Annotated in this window: 20 protein-coding genes; 9 read left to right on the top strand and 11 right to left on the bottom strand. The window is 68.0% G+C overall.

Annotation, left to right across the window (positions count from 1 at the left end):
* Positions 1–46 precede the first annotated feature (46 nt).
* The 6 genes from ACWEKS_RS23270 to ACWEKS_RS23295 all read right to left on the bottom strand — a co-directional run bounded on the left by ACWEKS_RS23270 (position 47) and on the right by ACWEKS_RS23295 (position 5,514).
* The gene (locus ACWEKS_RS23270) at positions 47–1,051 is read right to left on the bottom strand and encodes an alpha/beta fold hydrolase (protein WP_452342006.1); all 1,005 of its coding nucleotides are present in this window, start codon (positions 1,049–1,051) and stop codon (positions 47–49) included.
* 148 nt (positions 1,052–1,199) lie between these two features.
* Complete coding sequence (locus ACWEKS_RS23275; RefSeq protein WP_452342007.1) at positions 1,200–2,222, bottom strand: alpha/beta fold hydrolase; 1,023 nt, start codon at positions 2,220–2,222, stop codon at positions 1,200–1,202.
* Positions 2,223–2,404: 182 nt separating this feature from the next.
* Positions 2,405–2,689: a DUF2516 family protein gene (locus ACWEKS_RS23280; RefSeq protein WP_379399588.1), complete on the bottom strand. Its 285-nt coding sequence runs from the start codon at positions 2,687–2,689 to the stop codon at positions 2,405–2,407.
* Positions 2,690–2,881: 192 nt separating this feature from the next.
* Entirely contained in the window at positions 2,882–3,550 is a 669-nt protein-coding gene (locus ACWEKS_RS23285) for a heparin-binding hemagglutinin (RefSeq protein ID WP_452342008.1), read from the bottom strand.
* A complete protein-coding gene (locus ACWEKS_RS23290; protein WP_452342009.1) occupies positions 3,547–4,083 on the bottom strand; it encodes a helix-turn-helix domain-containing protein in 537 nt (178 codons plus the stop codon). Before ACWEKS_RS23290 ends, ACWEKS_RS23285 begins: the two co-directional genes overlap by 4 nt.
* Before the next feature lie 135 nt (positions 4,084–4,218).
* On the bottom strand, positions 4,219–5,514 hold the full coding sequence (locus ACWEKS_RS23295) for a DUF445 domain-containing protein (RefSeq protein ID WP_452342078.1): 1,296 nt from the start codon (positions 5,512–5,514) through the stop codon (positions 4,219–4,221).
* 186 nt (positions 5,515–5,700) lie between these two features.
* Between ACWEKS_RS23295 and ACWEKS_RS23300 the strand changes: the two genes are divergently transcribed.
* From ACWEKS_RS23300 to ACWEKS_RS23310, 3 genes are all read left to right on the top strand, one after another.
* Entirely contained in the window at positions 5,701–6,441 is a 741-nt protein-coding gene (locus tag ACWEKS_RS23300) for a TetR/AcrR family transcriptional regulator (RefSeq protein WP_452342010.1), read from the top strand.
* Positions 6,442–6,552: 111 nt separating this feature from the next.
* A complete protein-coding gene (locus tag ACWEKS_RS23305) occupies positions 6,553–7,986 on the top strand; it encodes an ABC1 kinase family protein (RefSeq protein WP_452342011.1) in 1,434 nt (477 codons plus the stop codon).
* A gap of 25 nt (positions 7,987–8,011) precedes the next feature.
* Positions 8,012–9,253, top strand: coding sequence for a saccharopine dehydrogenase family protein (locus tag ACWEKS_RS23310; protein WP_452342012.1), 1,242 nt, complete (start codon positions 8,012–8,014; stop codon positions 9,251–9,253).
* An 81-nt stretch (positions 9,254–9,334) separates the two neighbouring features.
* On the opposite strand, the gene ACWEKS_RS23315 is transcribed toward ACWEKS_RS23310, so the two are convergent.
* Positions 9,335–10,291, bottom strand: a complete 957-nt coding sequence (locus tag ACWEKS_RS23315) for a hypothetical protein (protein WP_452342013.1) — start codon at positions 10,289–10,291, stop codon at positions 9,335–9,337.
* Positions 10,292–10,374: 83 nt separating this feature from the next.
* Here ACWEKS_RS23315 and ACWEKS_RS23320 point away from each other — a divergent pair, with 83 nt between their 5' ends.
* From ACWEKS_RS23320 to ACWEKS_RS23340, 5 genes are all read left to right on the top strand, one after another.
* On the top strand, positions 10,375–11,133 hold the full coding sequence (locus ACWEKS_RS23320) for a TetR/AcrR family transcriptional regulator (RefSeq protein ID WP_452342014.1): 759 nt from the start codon (positions 10,375–10,377) through the stop codon (positions 11,131–11,133).
* On the top strand, positions 11,130–11,837 hold the full coding sequence (locus tag ACWEKS_RS23325; protein WP_452342015.1) for an ESX secretion-associated protein EspG: 708 nt from the start codon (positions 11,130–11,132) through the stop codon (positions 11,835–11,837). The genes ACWEKS_RS23320 and ACWEKS_RS23325 overlap by 4 nt, the downstream gene beginning before the upstream one ends.
* A 68-nt stretch (positions 11,838–11,905) precedes the next feature.
* Positions 11,906–12,757: a polyphosphate kinase 2 family protein gene (locus ACWEKS_RS23330; protein WP_452342016.1), complete on the top strand. Its 852-nt coding sequence runs from the start codon at positions 11,906–11,908 to the stop codon at positions 12,755–12,757.
* Positions 12,758–12,919: 162 nt separating this feature from the next.
* Entirely contained in the window at positions 12,920–13,714 is a 795-nt protein-coding gene (locus ACWEKS_RS23335; protein ID WP_452342017.1) for a DsbA family protein, read from the top strand.
* Positions 13,714–14,280, top strand: coding sequence for a vitamin K epoxide reductase family protein (locus ACWEKS_RS23340; protein ID WP_452342018.1), 567 nt, complete (start codon positions 13,714–13,716; stop codon positions 14,278–14,280). The genes ACWEKS_RS23335 and ACWEKS_RS23340 overlap by 1 nt, the downstream gene beginning before the upstream one ends.
* Here ACWEKS_RS23340 and ACWEKS_RS23345 read toward each other — a convergent pair.
* Positions 14,277–15,425, bottom strand: a complete 1,149-nt coding sequence (locus ACWEKS_RS23345) for a S1C family serine protease (protein WP_452342019.1) — start codon at positions 15,423–15,425, stop codon at positions 14,277–14,279. The genes ACWEKS_RS23340 and ACWEKS_RS23345 overlap by 4 nt on opposite strands.
* A gap of 64 nt (positions 15,426–15,489) precedes the next feature.
* A complete protein-coding gene (locus tag ACWEKS_RS23350) occupies positions 15,490–16,227 on the bottom strand; it encodes a ZIP family metal transporter (protein WP_452342020.1) in 738 nt (245 codons plus the stop codon).
* 106 nt (positions 16,228–16,333) lie between these two features.
* Here ACWEKS_RS23350 and ACWEKS_RS23355 point away from each other — a divergent pair, with 106 nt between their 5' ends.
* Positions 16,334–17,386, top strand: a complete 1,053-nt coding sequence (locus tag ACWEKS_RS23355) for an NAD(P)-dependent alcohol dehydrogenase (RefSeq protein ID WP_452342021.1) — start codon at positions 16,334–16,336, stop codon at positions 17,384–17,386.
* Between the two features lie 56 nt (positions 17,387–17,442).
* On the opposite strand, the gene ACWEKS_RS23360 is transcribed toward ACWEKS_RS23355, so the two are convergent.
* A complete protein-coding gene (locus ACWEKS_RS23360) occupies positions 17,443–17,640 on the bottom strand; it encodes an antitoxin (protein WP_452342022.1) in 198 nt (65 codons plus the stop codon).
* A gap of 70 nt (positions 17,641–17,710) precedes the next feature.
* Positions 17,711–18,091 (bottom strand): VOC family protein, encoded by a 381-nt coding sequence (locus ACWEKS_RS23365; protein ID WP_354847054.1) that lies wholly within the window; start codon positions 18,089–18,091, stop codon positions 17,711–17,713.
* Positions 18,092–18,108 lie beyond the last annotated feature (17 nt).

Consider the following 18,108-nt stretch of genomic DNA (forward strand, 5'->3'; position numbering starts at 1 on the left):
AACGCCCGCCCCGGTTTTCCCAGGGCGGGCGTTGTCGTCTCCGAGGTCAGCCGGCGACGGCGACCGGGGCGCGGCGCGACCGGCGGATCACGCGGTGCAGCTCCACATTGAACGCCTTCTCCGCCTCGATGTTCACCAGATGCCCGGTGGGCAGAATGGTGTACCGGTCGAGATGTCCGGCAGCGGCGAGGGTGTCGGCGATCTCGCGCGAATGCACCTCCGGCAGCAGCCGATCGTGCGAGCCCGCGATCACCGTGGTCGGGACCGTCAAATGCGCTGCGGCACCGTGCAGATCGAGTTCGAGCAGGCCCCGGGCCACGGCCGCGCGCACCGACGGGCGGCAGGAACGGACGATCGAGGTGCCGAAGAGGATCTGGTCGCGGGTGGCGGCCGGAGTCATAAGCCGATGCTTGGCGATCAGGTTGACCGCGGGGCCGCCGGGCAGCGGCACCGGCGTGCCGAACAGCGCCAGCGCCAGCCAGTCCGGGCCCGGGATCACATCATTGAGCAGCGGAATCACGGTGGCGCGGTTGGGAATCTGACGCGCGGCGGTGGTGGCCAGCAGCACTGCCGAGGCCCGATGCTGGACCTGGTGCGGATAGCGGTCGGCCCACGCCTGAATGGTCATGCCGCCCATGCTGTGCCCGACCAGCACCGCCCGCCGGCCCGGGCGCAGCACCGCGTCGAGTACATCGGAGAGGTCGTCCGCGAGCTGATGGGCGCTGAAAGTGCGCCTGCCGCTTTCGCTTTCGCCGTGGCCGCGCTGATCGAACGCGACCACGCGGTATTCGCCGGCGAAGGCATTGATCTGCGGGTTCCAGTATTCGATGGCACAGGACCAGCCGTGCGCCAGCACGATGACCTCACCGTCGGCCGGACCGTAGGCGTGCACGCGCAGCTTCGCGCCGTCACGCGTGGTGACGGGGATGACCTCGGTGGGCCGTGGCGTATTGAGCGATGCGGTCCGGTAGTTCCGGGACCGCAGCCCGGAGCGGAAGGGCGCGGTCAGCGCGTCGGCGCCGACACCGGCCTCTGGCAGTTTCACCAGCATGAGCACTCCTTTGTGTTCCAGACCACCGTAGCGCGCTAACCAAGGTGCTTGCAATAGCAAGCAGGGATATATCTTCTTGCTCTACAACTATGTTCGTTGTGACTGCCGTCTCCGTTAAGGAACCTCAGGGGTGGGCGACCCTCACCCCTCAGGCGCCCACCACCCGCGCGGGGATTCCGAACGCGGACTTGGCGATCCGGTCGAGTTCGGCATTGAACTCCCGGTACGCCTCCACATTCCCCAGGTGACCGGTCGGCAGGATCCGGTATCCGTCCAGGCTGCCGGTCGCGGTGAGCATCTCGACGATCCGCACCGAGTGCACCGGCGGGGTCATGTCGTCGGCCGACCCGGCGATGACGGTGGTCGGCACGGTCAGCTCGGCCGCTCCGCGCCCGGCATCCAGGTAGGACAGCAGGGTCCCGAACCGGCGGCGCACCCGCGCCGGGCACGAGCGCACGATGTTCAGGCCGAAGGCGGCGACATCGCCGACCGCGGCCAGGCTCATGATCTGCCGCCGGAACACCCACGTCACCGGCCGGATCGGCGGGAAGAGAATCGGGGCGCTCAGTCCGAGCAGGCCGACCAGGAACGGCAGCTTGGCGATACCCCGATTGAAGAACGGGACCACGGTGGTCTCGGCGATCAGGTCGCCGGCCGCGGTATTGGTGAGCAGCACCGCGAGCAGCTGCCGCCGCACCCGCTGCGGATACCGGCCCGCCCAGGCCTGAATCGTCATGCCGCCCAGGCTGTGCCCCACCAGTACCGCGCGCCGGCCCGGCTTCAGCACGGCGTCCAGGACATCGGCGAGATCGTCCGCGAGCCGGCCGGTGGTGAGCGGGGCGGTGCCCTCGTCGCTCTCGCCGTGGCCGCGCACGTCGTAGGCGATGACGCGGTATTCGCCGGCGAAGGCGTTGATCTGGGGGTTCCAGTATTCGAGGCAGCAGGTCCAGCCGTGCACGAGCACGATCACATCGCCGTCGGCCGGGCCGTAGGCGTGCACCCGGAGCCGGGCGCCATCGGAGGCGGTGACCGGAACGACCTCGTAGGGACCGGCCGGCGGATTCAGATCCGCATTGCCGTAGGTCCGGGTGCGCAGGTCCGCCCGGTGCGCGCGCACCAGGTCACGGACCTTCCGGCTGAGGTTCGCCCGGTGAGGCAGCATTGCCCGCATAGGACACTCCTTTGTGTTACTGCTAGATACAGTAACCCGGGCCGGCCCGTGCTTGCTAGTGCAAGCACCCGAAAAGTTCCCGAGCCGGAACCCACCTCACCCCCGGCCAGCGCATTGATGTGAGAAAAAAATGACCGCCACCCGGATGATCCGGAGTGGCGGCCGAGTGTCTCGAACGCGGGCTACCAGCGCGGCCCGCGCTGGATCTCATCCACCTTGGGCCGGACATCGGCGAGATAGACGCCGGTGGCCACGATCGCCGCGATACCCAGAATCCCCACCGGGGTCTGCGCCAGCAGCAGGGCGCCCAGCGACGCCAGCAGAATCGCGATCCACACCGGCTTGGTCAGCTTGTCGACGGCCGTGAAGGCATCCGGGCGCTGGCGAATCGCGTGCACGAGCGCGAACACCGTCATGCCGAGCGCACACAGCTGCAACACCGTCAAGATCAAGCTGGGGATTCCCATCACCTCACCCATCATACGGGTGAAGCCCTGCCCACCAGGGCTTCTCACCACGACACGGGTTGCGGAACTCCGATGCTCACACCGCCCGGTGGCACCGCATCTCTCGGAGGGCGACCGTGTTCCCCCGAAACGCGGCCGCCCTCGCACACGTGAGTGTGCGAGGGCGACAAGCTTTTTCGCGAAGTGCGAGATCTACTTCTTGGCGGGGGCAGCCTTCTTGGCGGGGGCAGCCTTCTTGGCCGGAGCCTTCTTGGCGGCGGCCTTCTTGACCGGGGCGTCGTCCTCGACCGGAGCGGTCTCGGTGGTCACGTCCACGACCTCGGCGTCGACGGTCTCCTCGGCCTCGGCCTCTTCCTTGCCGGCGAGCCCGATGTAGGGGCCGACCTGGTCGGTCACCTTGCCGATGATGTCCTGGGTCTGCGACCGCAGGTCGTTGTAGCGGGTCTCGACCTGCTCGAAGCGCTCCTCGAAGGCCGGGTTGCTGCGCAGCTTCTCGACGGTCTCCTCGCCGCGGGCGGCCAGGTCGGCGTACAGGTCCAGCAGCTGGTGGTAGTACTGGTCGACCAGCTTGCGCAGCTCCTCGGCGGTGGCCTTCTCGCGCAGCTCGGCCAGGTCCTCGGGCAGCTCGGACGGCAGCGCCTGCACGCGCTGGCGCAGGGTCTCGGCCTGCTCCTGCAGGTCGGCCGGGAGGTTGGCGACGCGCTCGCGGGCCTCGTCGATGCGGCCCTGGACGTCGGCGGAGGTGGCGCGCTCGCGGATCTGCGAGACGGCGTCGAGCACGGCGGCGTAGATGGCGTCACCCGCGCCGACCGTGGCGTAGATCGGCTTGGTCACGGTCGCGGTCAGGTTCGATTCGGTCATGATGGTTCGCTCTCCTGGCGTGGCGGAACTTCGGTTGTGCGGTGCGGAACCTCGTTGTCCCTGTCTCCCCCGGGAACGCCCCCCATCAGGTCCGTTGCGTCCCCTCTGTCCTCGTTCGCCTGGTTTTCCCGGCAGAACGATTCATAGATGTCCAGGAGGACCTGCTTCTGACGTTCGGTCAGGCCGGCATCGGCCAGCAGGGCATCCCGGACAGGGCCGTGCGGCCTCTGCTCGAGGTACCCGGCCCGCATGTACAAGACCTCCGAGGAGACCCGCAGACCCTTCGCGATCTGGGCGAGTACCTCGGCGGACGGGTTGCGCAGCCCGCGCTCGATCTGACTCAAGTACGGATTGCTCACCCCCGCCAGCTGTGCGAGCTGACGCAGCGAGACCTGGGCGGCCTCGCGTTGCGCCCGGATGAAGCCCCCGATGTCGTGAGCCGCGTTGGCTACGCGACCCGTCCGATCTCCGGCGGCGGACGTCTCCGCGCTGTCGCCCTCGATCGGTTCGGGAACCTCGGGATCGTGCTTCATCACTCACCTTCCGGCGGTTGTGCGGTCAATTCTAGGACGGGGTGCTAACTCTTGCAAGCGCTCTGCTAGCGCAGTTCACCGAATGGCGCGTGGCAAACAGCCGGCGCTCCGCCGCGGCGCTTATTGGTCAAATGTTCAGACATTGAACAGCAAATGGGAGACGGCATAGATGACCAGGCCCGCCAGCGAGCCGATCACCGTGCCGTTGATGCGAATGAATTGCAGATCCTTGCCCGCCGCCAATTCGATCTTGCGGCTGGCCTCCTCCGCGTCCCAGCGGGCAACGGTGTCGCTGACCAGCGACGCGAACTCGGTGCCGTAGTTCGTGACCAGGTACCGGACGCCGCGCTCGAGCCAGCCGTCCACCTTGTCGCGCATGGCGGCGTCGGTCGAGAGCCGCTCGCCCAGCTGCTGCACATTGTCGGCCACCTTGCGGCGCAGCGTGGAATTCGGATCGTCGGCCGACTCCAGGATCATGCGCTTGGCCGCCCGCCAGGTGGCCTGCGCCATCCCGGTGACCTCGCGCCGGCCCATGAGCTCGGTCTTGATCTTTTCCGCCTTTTCGATCATGGCGTCGTCGAATTGCAGATCGTGGGCGAAATCCTCGAGGAAGCGATTCGCCGCCAGCCGCACCTCGTGATCGGGCTGGGTGCGCACCTTCCAGGTGAATTCCACCAGCTCCCGATAAATGCGCTCGGCCAGCAGCGAATTCACGAATTTCGGGGCCCAGGACGGCGCGTCCCGGTTCACGATGCGGTCCAGCGTCTCCTGCGAGTCCAGCGCCCACTGGTGCGCGCGCTCGGCCAGCAGGTCCAGCAGCGGAGCCTGCCGGTTGTCCGCGATCAGCTCGTTGAGCACCTTGCCGATGGGCGGACCCCACAGCGGCTCGGCGATGCGCTTGACGATGGTGTTGTCGATGATCTGCTCGACATCCTCGTCGCGCAGCACGCCGATGACCGCGCGCAATATGGTCGCGCTCTCGTCGGAGATGCGTTCCGCGTGCTCCGGCTCGGCCATCCAGCGGCCGAGCCGGAGCGGGATCTGTGCGGAATTCACCTTGACGGTGACGGCATCCGGCGACAGGAAATTGGTGCGCACGAATTCGCCGAGTCCGGCGCCCACCTGATCCTTCTTCTTGCGGATGATCGCGGTGTGCGGAATCGGCAGGCCCAGCGGATGCCGGAACAGCGCGGTGACGGCGAACCAGTCGGCCAGCGCACCGACCATGCCGGCCTCGGAGGCGGCCTTCACATAGCCGACCCACTCACCGCCCGCGCCGCGCGAACCCAGCCAGGCGCAGACGATGTAGATGATCGTGGCCGCGGCGAGAAAGCCGGTGGCAATGGCCTTCATGCGCCACAGTTCGCGCTTCTTGCCCTCTTCGTCCAGGAGATCGGCGAACGCTCCGCCGCCGTTGAGTGTGGTCTTCATCGGCTTCGGCTCGGTCGTGTCGAGTACCCCGGCACTGCCGGCAGGTTGCTCCATATCGTCCATTCTGGCGCGTGGTGTGACGAACTCCCCGCCACCGGGCCCTTCCCGATCGGCGACGATCCACAGCATGGGAGGCTTAAGCTGAATAGGCCCAGGCCCAGGACGCGAACAAGGAGCCAACGCAGCGTGACCACCAAAGGCAGCGTGAGTGCCGCCGTGGAGGCGGCCACCGGTCCACGCGGTGGTCGTGTCGACGGCCGCAAACGCCGCTGGCAACAGCACAAGATCGACCGGCGCGAGGAGCTGGTGGACGGCACCCTCGCCGCCATCCGCAAGCGCGGCGGCGATGCCGGCATGGATGAGATCGCCGCCGAGATCGGCGTCTCGAAAACCGTGCTCTACCGGTATTTCTCGGACAAGCAGGACCTGACCCGCGCCACCATGGAGCGGTTCATCGAGACCACGCTGATGCCGCGCATCTACGAGGCCATCAGCGACGACCTCGACGAGTATCAGCTGGTCCGCAATACCTTGGCGGCCTATGTGCACACGGTCGACTCGGACACCGATGTCTACCGGTTCATCATGGGCAACGGCGCGGCCACCGACACCTCCACCCTCGCCGATTTCGAGAAGCTCTTCGCGCAGGTGGTCTCGGCGGTCATCATCGACAAGTCCTTCGACCGCGGCATCCAGACCGAAGGCGCGATGCTGTGGTCCTACGTGCTGGTCGGTGGCGTGCAGCTGGCCACCGACTGGTGGATCTCCAACCGCACCATGTCCAGCGAGGAAATGCTCGACTACCTCACGATGATGGCGTGGAGCGCCATCGAGGGCATGGTCCGCACAGGCGGCGACCGGCACTACTTCAACGCGCGCCCGCATGTGCTGCCGGACCCGGAAAACCGCGAAAACAGTGCTAGCTGACGGCTAGCACTCGAGTTCGCAGTCTGGTTAGGCTGAACCCGGCGGACCACACCACGGGGTGTCCGCCGTGTCGGCACCAACGGGGGTGTTGGCTCCCATGGAGGGTCACTGATGGCGAAAGAGCTGCCCACATCCAGGCTTGCGCGGGGGACGAAGCTGGGAATTGCCGTCGCCGGTAATGCCTTGCGCGCCCAGAAGACTCGACGATCCATGCGTGGCCGCTCCGAGGCCGTGCGGGCGCGGATGGCCGAGGAGTCCATGATCCGGGCCACCGAGCAGATGGTCATGGTGCTGGGCACCATGAAGGGTGTGGCCATGAAGCTCGGGCAGATGCTGTCCGTGCTGGACCTGGATCTGGTGCCGCCGGAGCATCGGGAGCGGTTCCAGCGCCGGCTGGCGGTGCTGCGCGACAGCGCGCCCACGGTGTCGTTCGAGGTGATGCGGGCGGTCATCGAGGAGGACTTCGGGCAGTCGTTGGAGGCCGTTTTCGCCGAATTCGATCCGGAACCCGTGGCCGCGGCCTCGATCGGGCAGGTCTACAAGGCGACGCTGCACGACGGGCGCGAGGTCGCGGTGAAGGTGCAGTACCCCGGGATCGACGTCGCGGTGCGCGCGGATCTGAAGAACCTGGCCATGTTCCGGCGCATCCTGCAGTCGGCCATGCCGTGGGTGACCCCGGCCGTGCTGGACGAACTGCGCCTGAATCTGGAGAGCGAACTCGACTACGTCGCGGAAGCCACTACCCAGAAACAGATTTCGGAGTTGTTCGCCGGGCACCCGTTCATCGTGGTGCCGACCACCTACCCGGAACTGTCCACCACCCGCGTGCTGGTGAGCGAGTACTTCCCGGGCCGCGGCTTCGACGAGATCCGGGAACTGCCCGCGGCGGAACGCAATCGGATCGGCGAGATCATCTACCGCTTCTACGTGGGCTCGCTGTTCACCTTCAACGAGTTCTGCGGCGACCCGCATCCGGGCAATCTGCTGCTGGGCCCGGACGGCCGGGTGGCGTTCCTGGACTTCGGGCTCTTCAACCGGATGGATCCCGAGCACGTGCAGTTCGAGGCCATCTGCATTCGCGCCGCGGCCGAGGAGCGGGCCGAGGATCTGCGCGATCTCATGGTCGAGCGCGGGGTCATCGATTCGCCGGAGGAGATCACGCCCGAGGAGTGCCTGGAATACGTGCTGGCGGCCTGTGAATGGGCGCTGGTGGACGAAGACCTCACCATCACTCCCGAATTGGCCTCCGGCGCTTTCGTTCTGGCGGTGGATCCGCGGGCCAGCGAGTTCACCGGGATGAAGCAGCAGAATCTGCCGCCCGAGCACCTGTTCTCCAGGCGGGCCGACTTCCTCACCTTCGGCATGCTGGGGCAGCTGGAGGCGACCGGCAATTGGCATCGCATCGCGCGCGAGTGGCTCTACGGGGACGAGCCGGTCACCGAACTCGGCCGCGCCCATCACAACTGGCTGGCGAGCCGCCCGGCTCCGGCGCCGACCACCGGGGGGACGACCAAGAAGACCCGTAAGCGCGCCGCCAAGGCGTGAAACCTCACCGACGGGAAAGAGAGCCATGGCCAACAGGGAATTCGACATCGTCCTATTCGGGGCGACCGGCTTCGTGGGCAAGCTGACCGCGCACTATCTCGCCGAGGCGGCACCGGCCGGTGCGCGCATCGCACTGGCCGGGCGGTCGCCGGAGAAGCTGGCCGCCGTACGCACGGAACTTGGGGCCGCGGCGGCGGAATGGCCGCTGGTGCAGGCGGATTCCACCGATCAGGCCAGCCTGGACGCGCTGGCGGCACGCACCTCGGTGGTGGTCACCACCGTGGGCCCGTACCTGCGCTACGGGTTGCCGCTGGTGCAGGCGTGTGCCGAGAAGGGCACGCACTACGCCGATCTCACCGGTGAGCCGCTGTTCATCCGGGAGTGCATCGACCGCTTCGGCGAGCGGGCCGCCGAGACCGGCGCGAAGATCGTGAATTCCTGTGGCTACGACTCGATTCCGTCGGATCTGAGCGTGTATCAGCTGTACAAGCGCAGTGTCGCGGACAACGCCGGCGAGCTCACCGACGTCACCCTGGTGGCCTGGCTCAAGGGCGGGGCCAGCGGCGGCACCATCGATTCCGGGCGGGCCATGATGGAGGCCATCGCGGAGGATCCGAGCAAGGCGTCGGTGATGTCGCACCCGTACTCGCTGAGCCCCGACAAGGCCATGGAGCCCGATGTCGGCCGCCAGAGCGATCAGGCGCTCTCGCGGGCCTCGGCCATCGATCCGAGCCTGGACGGCTGGGTGGCGACCTTCGTCATGGGCGCGCACAACACCAAGATCGTGCGCCGCTCCAATGGCCTGCTGGGCTGGCCGTACGGCAAGAACTTCCGCTACCGGGAGGTCATGAGCGCGGGCTCCTCGGCCACCGCGCCGCTGGTCGCCGCGGGCATCGCGGGCGGGATCGTGGCCACCATGGCGGCGGGCGCGGTGCTCTCGCGAGTGGCCGTGGGCCGCAAGCTGATCGACCGCATCGTGCCCAAGCCGGGCACCGGGCCGAGCGAGCAGGCCCGGCGCAGCGGCTGGTTCACCATGCGCACCTTCGCACACACCACCTCGGGCGCGAAGTACGAGTGCACCTTCGCCGGCAAGGGCGATCCGGGCTATCAGGCCACCTCGGTCATGCTGGGCCAGTCCGGTCTATGCCTGGCCTTCGACAGCCTGCCGGAGCTGGCGGGCATTCTCACCCCGGCCTCGGCCATGGGTGACGCACTGACCGAGCGGTTGCGCGCGGCGGGCATCACCATCGAGGTCGCGCCCGTCTGACGCGCCGCGGCGATCACGTCCGGCGCGCGGCAGCGATCACGTCCGGCGCGCCGCAGCGGTCACGCCGGAGTGCCGCGGCGGTCACGCCGGAGTGCTGTATTCCGCGATGAGCTCGCGGTAGCGATCGAAGGCGGGCTTCGGCGTGTAATCCGAACGCAGGAGCCCGAATTCGAGGTTCATATCACCCTGATCGCTGTAGGAGTCGCGCAGGCCGAAGTGCTCGTAGGTGGTGATGTTGAGCTCGCCGGCCAGGCCGTCGACGAGGCGCACCACGGTCCCGAGCATCTCGGCCTGCCGCGCATAGGACCGATCCGGCCCGGTGGCCCAGCCGTTTTCGGTGATGTGGATGGGGGTGGTGGCCGGAATGCCCGCAGCAGCCAGGCTTTCGCGGCGGAAGGCGGTCACCACCGCGGTGATGGCGGCTTCCAGGCTCTCTGCGGCGATCGGGCGGAAGACGTCGGGGAAGAAATCCAGGCCGACATAGTCGAGCGCGGCGGCGAATTCGCGCCCGCCCCGGCGGCCCAGATCGGTCCAGAACTCCTGTGCCGGATCGAAGATCGGTGTCGAGTTGCAGCCGATGCGGACCGCGAGCCCGAGCCGGTCCACCTCCGCGCGGGCGGCGCGCACCCCCTCGATGATGGCCTGCCGGACCTGCGGGTAGCCGCCGTTGCCGCCGGGTCCGGCATGGTTGGGCTCCTCCGCGATCTGCAGTGAGCAGAGCACCGGTCCGTAGTCGCGAATCTGCTTGCGTAGGAACGCGAGCCAGCCGGTGAGGTCGTCGCCGGGTTCGTGGAAGCACACCACCAGATCGAGTTTCCGGTGCGCCGTGGCGTACTGCCAGGGCTGCGGCGGAGCCTCCTGGAATCCACCGCGCGCGTCGCTGTAGAGGACGTAGCCGCGCACCACGAACGGATGCTCGCTGTGCAGTTGGTCCAGGGCCGCCGTGATGCGGTCGGCCTCTTCCGGTGGGCCGGGCGTGACATTGCCGAACTGATCGCCGGCGAGTCCGCCGGCATAGATGCCGAATCTGAGCGTCATGGGTCCGACCGTATCTCGAATTTTGGTGTCACACCAATTTTAGTGTCACACCTATACTGCTCAGCGACAGGAAGGAGAGGTCGTTGGCACTGCGCGAGGAGAAGAAGCGCGCCACCCGGACCGCGCTGGCCGACGCCGCCATGGCGTTGTTCGTGGAGAAGGGCTTCGACAAGGTGACCGTCGCCGAGGTGGCGCGCGCCGCGAACGTCTCGGTCAACACGGCGTTCAACTACTTCCCGACCAAAGAAGACCTGTTCTTCGACCGTCAGGACGAGGTCGCGAACCGGCTCGCCACCGCGGTGCGCGACCGGGCGCCGGGCGAGTCGGCGGCCGCGGCCGTGCGGCGCGCCTTCCTCGACCGGGTGCGGCGCGACGATCCCACCCTCGGCCTGTCCCCCGGCGTCACCACCTTCTGGCGCCTGATCGACGACAGTTCCGCCCTGCAGGCCCGATTGCGCCGGCTCGGCGAGCAGACCGAGACCGCGCTGGCCGAGGCGCTCGCCGAGGCCACCGGCACCGGCCCGGACGACCCCACCGCGCGGCTCGTCGCGGCCGCCCTCGCGGGCCTGGATCGCGCGCTGCACGCGGAGATCCGCCGCGCCACGCTGGCGGGTGCGGACCCGGAGACGGTGCGCGCCACCGTGATCCGAGCGGCGACCGACGGATTCGACACGGCGGTAGCGGGACTCGCCGATTACGCCACCGGCGATAGCAACCCGCCGAATGAGTGCGGCAGGTCACAGATTGCGCGTGCCGGTGACAGGCAGCACCCGCAGAATCTCTCCGGTAGGGTCGCGGACGGGACGGAGGTGGTACCCAAGAAAGGGGGGTCGGCCACGTGAAATGGATCCTGACCCCGGACGAGTTCGCGATGATCTGGACCCGCGAAACCGATCTGGAACGCCGTCCCTATCCGCTCGACACGACTCCGGCGACACCCGAGAATCCCGACGACGCATCGCAATTCGGGCCGATCACCCCGGGCGCAGCGCCGGCGCGCTTCCTGCGCCGCACCGATCCCGACCTGGCCGCGGCACTGACCCTGTGCGCCCGCACCGACACCACCACCGTCACCCTGTACGGCGAGCGCACCGCCGGCCCGGAGGCCCGCCGTATTCTCGCCTTCGCGGCGGTGGCACAGCAGCGGGTGGGCATTCTGGTCTCGCTGCCGGACGCGGTGACGGTATCGCTGTGTCCGGCTGAGCAATTGGGGCGGGAACTGGTGGAGGTCATCGGGTCGGCGCCGCCGGGACGGCTGGAGCCGCTGCGCGAACCGCAGCAGGCGGTGCTGTATCCCGACGCCGCCGGCACCGGCGCGGAGGCCGACCGCTTCCGCCGCAAACTGCGGGAACCGGTGGACGGGCGCGGATTCATCACCGTCACCGTCGAACCGGCGAATCCGCTGTCGCCGCCGACCCGGCATCGCACCTGGCTGGACTTCTCCGGCGACGGCCGCTATCTGCTGACCACGGCCGCCGACCTCACCCTGGCCCCGGTCACCGATGAGGAATTGGCCGCGCACCTGGTGCAGCTGGCCCGGGTGTGAGTGCGGGCACCGGACGGGTTCGGCGCGGTTGCCTGCGGGAAACCACGCCCCCGTGCTAGGCATGAGGAATGGCGAAGGCGACATCCTGGTCGAAACCGGTCACCAAGGCACTACGCGCCGATGGCGTCAGGGTGAACGATCTGAATACATCCGCGACTCCGGGTTTCAAGGGCGACAAGCGCGCCGGCGAGGCCCTGCTCGAGGAACGCCGCGCGGTGTTGTCGGATCTGCAGGAAAAGCTCTATGCCAATGGCCGTTCCGGTGACACCCGCAGCGTGCTGCTGGTGCTGCAGGGCATGGACACCGCGGGCAAGGGCGGCATCGTCCGGCACGTGATCGGTTCGGTGGACCCGCAGGGCGTGGACCACGCGGCCTTCGGGGTGCCGACGCCGGAGGAACAGAAGCACCACTACCTGTGGCGCATTCGCAAGAAGCTGCCGCGCGGCGGGCAACTCGGTGTGTTCGATCGCTCGCACTATGAGGACGTGCTGGTGGTGCGGGTGCACGATCTGGTCGCGCCGGAGGTGTGGGGCAAGCGCTACGACGAGATCAACAAGTTCGAGCGCAAGCTGGTGGACGACGGCACGACCGTGGTGAAGGTGGCCATGTTCGTCTCGCTGGACGAACAGAAGAAGCGGCTCATGCAGCGGCTGGACCGGCCCGACAAGTACTGGAAGTTCAACCCGGGCGACATCGACGAGCGCGCGTACTGGCCGCAGTACCAGGAGGCGTACCAGGCGGTGCTGGATCGCACCAATACCGACTACGCGCCCTGGTATGTGCTGCCCTGCGATTCCAAGTGGTACGCGCGGCTGGCCGTCACCGAACTGCTCATCGACGCCCTGACGGGCCTGAAGCTGGACTGGCCGCCCGCGGAGTTCGATATCGCCGAACAGAAAAAACGTCTCATCCAGGGGTGATTCACACCCCACCGGGTGAATTCTCGCCGCTGACCACGGAAAATCGCTCGTCGTAGCAGACCGGGCGCGACTCGGCTCGCGCACATGCAGGAATCTCTCAGGTTCTCGGGTGAAGATGGGCGCGCACGTGTCGTGACAACGGAAGGCGTGGTGAGCACAGAGGTGAGCACTAAACCGGGTGACCGTAAAAATCCGCTCGCGAAAGCGGCGCGGGCCGAACGTAACCGCAAGATCTTCATCCAGGTCGGCGTGGCCGCGGTCCTGGTCGGTCTGGTGGCGGCCATCGGCATCGGTCTGGCGATCCGCAAGCACGACGACAACAAGGGCGCGCCGGCCGCGCCGTCGGCCTCGTTCGCCCCGGCCGTCACCCACGATCCGAGCACGGGCGCGGTTCCGCCGAACGTCACCCCCGGCGGCGCCATCCGCATCGGCAATCCGGACGCCAAGGCGAAGGTCCAGATCGTCGCCGACCTGCAGTGCCCGGCCTGCAAGATGTTCGAGGGCTACAACTCCGACGTGCTGGCCAAGGCGGTCCAGAACGGTTCCGCCACCATCGATTACAGCATCATCTCCTTCCTGGACCGGGCCTCCAACGGCAACCAGTTCTCGACCCGCGCGGCCAATGCCGCCTATGTGGTCGCGACCGCGGACCCGTCGAAGTTCCAGGCCTGGCTGGGCACCATGTTCGGCAAGCAGCCGCCGGAGAACGGCAACGGCATGACCGATGACCAGCTCATCCAGATCGCCGCCGACGCCGGATACACCGATCCGCAGGTGGCACAGGACATTCGGGACGGCAAGTACATCCAGTTCGTGAAGGACGAGACCAAGGCGGTCTTCGCCACCGGCCTGCAGTCCACCCCGACCGTCTACGTGAACGGCAGCCAGGTGCAGGATGCCAAGACGCTCATGAGCCCGGGCGGCATGACCTCGGCGATCGAGAACGCGAGCAAGTGATGATCGCGGCGGGTCCCCGCTCGGCCTGGCCGCTGCTGCTGGGTGCGTTGATCGGCTGGGCGGCGTCGGTGACGCTGCTGGTCGAGAAGTTCAAGTTGCTGACCGAGCCCGGCTACAAGCCGATCTGCTCGATCGATCAGACCCTCTCGTGCTCGACGGTCATGGAATCGCCGACCGCGGCGATGTTCGGATTCCCCAATCCGATCATCGGCGTGGTGGGGTTCTCGGTGGTCGTCACCATCGGCGTGCTGGTGGTGTGCGGAATCGCCCTGCCGCGCTGGTTCTTCGGCGCCCTGTGGTTCGGCCTGCTGCTCGGCGTGGCGTTCATCTGCTACCTGGTGTGGGACGCGGTGTTCAAGATTCACGCGCTGTGCCCGTGGTGCATGGTGGTGTGGGCGGTGACGCCGGCGCTCCTGGCCATCGTGACCAACCTGCTGTGGGGACGCTCGCGGGGACTGCTGCAGATCCTGGTGGAGTGGCGGTGGACGCTGGTCGCCGTCTTCTACGCGGTGGTCATCCTGATCGTGTACCTCCAGTTCCAGTCGTACTGGAACAGCAAGTTCTAGTTGGGCGGGCCGACGGTGAGCGTCACGTTCACCGTCCGGTGCCCGCCGTTCGGGTCGCTGACCTCGAGCCGCACCACATCGTCCGGTCGATGGGCGTTGAGTGCGGCTTTCAGCATTTGTGAGCTGGTGATGGCGCGGTCGTCGAGGGCGGTGATGACCTCGCCGTCGGTGAGTCCGGCCTCGTAGGCGGGCAGTCCGTAGATGGACACGTCGATGCGCGCGCCGGCCGGCTGCGCATCGGAGGTGAGGATGCCCAGGGTGGCGGTCGGGCCGATGTGCACGCTGTCGGTCGGTGTGCCGGAACGGATCTGGCGGACCACGTTCATGGCGGTGTCGATGGGCACGGCATAACCGTTGGGGCCCTTGCCCGTTGCCTTCTGCATATCGCCCGAGGCGGCGGTGATGACGCCGATGACCGAGCCGTAGCGGTCCACCAGCGCGCCGCCGGACTGCCCGGCGGCCACCGCGGCCGCGACCTCGATCATGCCGTGCAGCGATTTCCGCGACAGGTCGGCGGCATTGCGGGCGACGATGGCCGAATCCAGATTGGTGATGGGCCCGCCCACCGCGGTCGGCGAGCCGGTGCCGCCCGCATTGCCGATGGCCAGCACGGCGTCGCCCAGGTGCAGCGGGGCGGAGTTGCCGATATGGGCGACCGGGAGCCCGCCGGCGCCGTTCAGATCCAGCACGGCGATATCGGCGCCGGAGTCGTAGCCGGCGACGGTGGCGGTGTAGGTCGCGCCGGTGCCGACATCCGAAACCGTCACGGTGTCAGCGCCTTTGATGACGTGGTGGCTGGTGAGCACCTCGCCCTCGGCGGTCAGCACGATGCCGGAGCCGGCCGCGCCCAGGCCGTAGGGGCGGATGCCGGCGGTGATGTTCACCAGCGCCGGTTCGGCCACCCGCGAGACCAGATCGACGTCCAGCGGCGGCAGCGACGGGGCGGCCAGCTCGGCGGTGGCGGCATCGTCGCGGAACGGCCAGCGCGGCAGTTCGCCGCGGTAGCCGAGAAATCCGGTGATGCCGAGGACGGCGGCGACGACCAGCGCCAGGGTGCGCCCGCCCCGGCCGGGCCGACGGCCCCGGGCCGGGTAGGGACCGGTAGCGCCGCCCGCCGGATCAACCCCGCGCGTGTCGCTGTCCACGGACCCTCCCGATTGCGGTTCGCCCGCCTGCTCGAGCATGTCTGGCTATTGGTGTACCAGTATTTCAATGGCTCAGTGCCGCAACAGCCAACATGACCAGCACCCCGGCCAGGGTGCACAGCAGCGGTCCCCGGGCGGGTTTGCCCGCATGTGCCTCGGGCAGGATATCGGCCGTGGCGAGATAGAGCAGGAAGCCCGCGAAATAGCCCAGATACAGGCCGACGAGTTCGGCGGGCACCCGCACCAGCGTGCCGATGATCGCGCCGACCACCGGAGCTACGGCATCCAGTCCCAGCATGATCAGGCCACGGGTGCGGGCATTGCCGTACAGCGTGGTCAGGGTGAACGTGTTGAATCCGTCGGCGAAGTCGTGGCAGATGACCGCGATGGCCACCGCCACGCCGACCGCCGCGCCGGCCTGGAAGCCGAAGCCGATGCTGAGGCCGTCGAGGGTGGAGTGGAACACCAGGCCCGCGCCCGCGAGCAGGCCCAGCGAGGAGAAGTCGTGATTGTGCCGGTGCGCGACGAATTCGTCCTCGTAGCCGGTGTGCAGGGCCATCGAGCGCTCGATCACGTGCACGGTGAAGAAACCGACCACCGCGGCCAGCAGCGGCACCGGCACGCCGAGCGCGATGCGGCTGTCCTGTTCCAGGGCGTCGGGCATCAGGTCGAAGGCCACCACGCCCAGCATGACGCCCGCGGCCAGGCCGAGCACCAGCCGCTTGCGATCACCGATGTGCACCGCCAGTAGCCCGCCGATCAGGGTCGCGCACATGGAGAGCAGGGACAGCAGAATGGCCATTCCGCCAGCATGACGCCGTTGGCGGCCGGATTGCCACACCGCGCCGCGGGTGAGAAATCGAACGATCGGTTGGTCATTTCGGGCATGCGGGAGTAGGCATGACTTCATGAGCACTGCTACCGCCTACGCGGTCTCCACCCCGGACGGGGCCTTCGAGAAGATCGCCATCGAGCGCCGCGAACTGGGCCCGTACGACGTGCTGATCGACGTCAAGTACGCGGGTATCTGCCACTCCGACATCCACACCGCCCGCAACGAGTGGCGCGGGACCGCCTACCCGTGCGTGCCCGGGCACGAGATCGCCGGCATCGTGGCCGCGGTGGGCTCCGAGGTGACCCGGCACCGGGTCGGCGATCGGGTCGGGGTGGGCTGCCTGGTCGGCTCCTGCGGACACTGCGACCCCTGTCTGGCCGGCGAACAGCAGTACTGCGAGAACGGGGCGGTCTGGACCTACAACAGCCCGGTGCCCGCCGAACAGCAGGCGGGCGGGCGCACCCTCGGCGGCTACGCCACGCAGATCGTGGTGACCGAGAGCTTCGTGCTGGCCATTCCGGAGGGCATCGGACTGGATGTGGCCGCGCCGCTGCTGTGCGCGGGCATCACCCTGTTCTCGCCGCTGCGGCACTGGCACGCCGGGCCGGGCAAGCGGGTCGCCATCATCGGTATGGGCGGGCTCGGGCACATAGGCGTGAAGATCGCCGCGGCCATGGGCGCGGAGGTCACCGTGCTCAGCCACTCGCTGTCCAAGCAGGAGGACGGCCTGCGGTTCGGGGCGCACCACTACTACGCCACCGGTGACCGCGACACCTTCAAGAAGCTGCGCGGATCCTTCGACCTCATCATCAATACCGTCTCCGCCGACCTGCCGATCGAGGACTACCTCAAGCTGCTGCGGCTGGACGGCAGCCTGGTGGCGCTCGGGCTACCCGAGCGGCCCTACAGCGTGCGGGCTTCCGCGCTGGCGGGCCTCCGCCGTTCGCTGTCCGGCTCGATGATCGGCGGCATTCCGCAGACCCAGGAGATGCTGGACTTCTGCGCCGAGCACGGCATCGGCGCGGAGATCGAGGTGATCGCCGCCGACCGCATCGACGAGGCCTACGAGCGGGTGATCGCCTCCGACGTGCGCTACCGCTTCGTCATCGACGCCGCCACCATGTGAGGCCGCGGGCGTGTTTCGCGCCGGCCGCCCGGCCGGCGCGAAACACCCTGTGCCGCTTAGTGTCCCGACTGCTCGCGCAGGGCCTGCTTGGCGGCGTCCTGCACCTTGTCGACCGCGCCGACGAACTTGCCGTCGGTCTGCTGGTCCACCAGATCGCCCGCCTTGTCGATCAGCGGCTCCAGCTTGTCGGCGTGCTGACCCGCCAGCTCCGCCGCCTTGCCCGCCGCATCCTTCAACTGGTCGAACACGCCCACGATCCACACTCCTGTCTCGAATCAACCTCCGTGACAGGCTATCTCCGCGGCGCGACGGGAGCGGCGGGGCTCAGTTCGCGGGCGGCGGGCTGAAGACGCCGAAGCGGTTGCCCGAGGTGTCGAGCAGCTCGGCGAAGACCAGGCCGTTCTTGGCGGTGACGGGCTGCAGGAAGACCTTGCCGCCTTCCTGCTCGGCCGCGGCCAGTACCGCGGGCACGTCCTGGACCAGCACATAGAAGATGGCGTGGTTGCCGGAGGCGTCGTCCTGATGCGCGATACCGCCCGCGGGCATCTCGTTGCCCGGATAGGTGACGATGTCGTACTTGCCGTCTTCGTCCGGGTCCGGAGCGAAGTTCCAGCCGAACAGTTCCCGGTAGAAGGCCTTCACCTGTTCGGGCTCATTGCTCCCGACCTGGAACCAGGCGACGGTGTTGAAGGGCGGAGTGGTCATCTCTGTCTCCCGAAGAG

The sequence above is a fragment of the Nocardia sp. NPDC004711 genome (assembly GCF_053601595.1).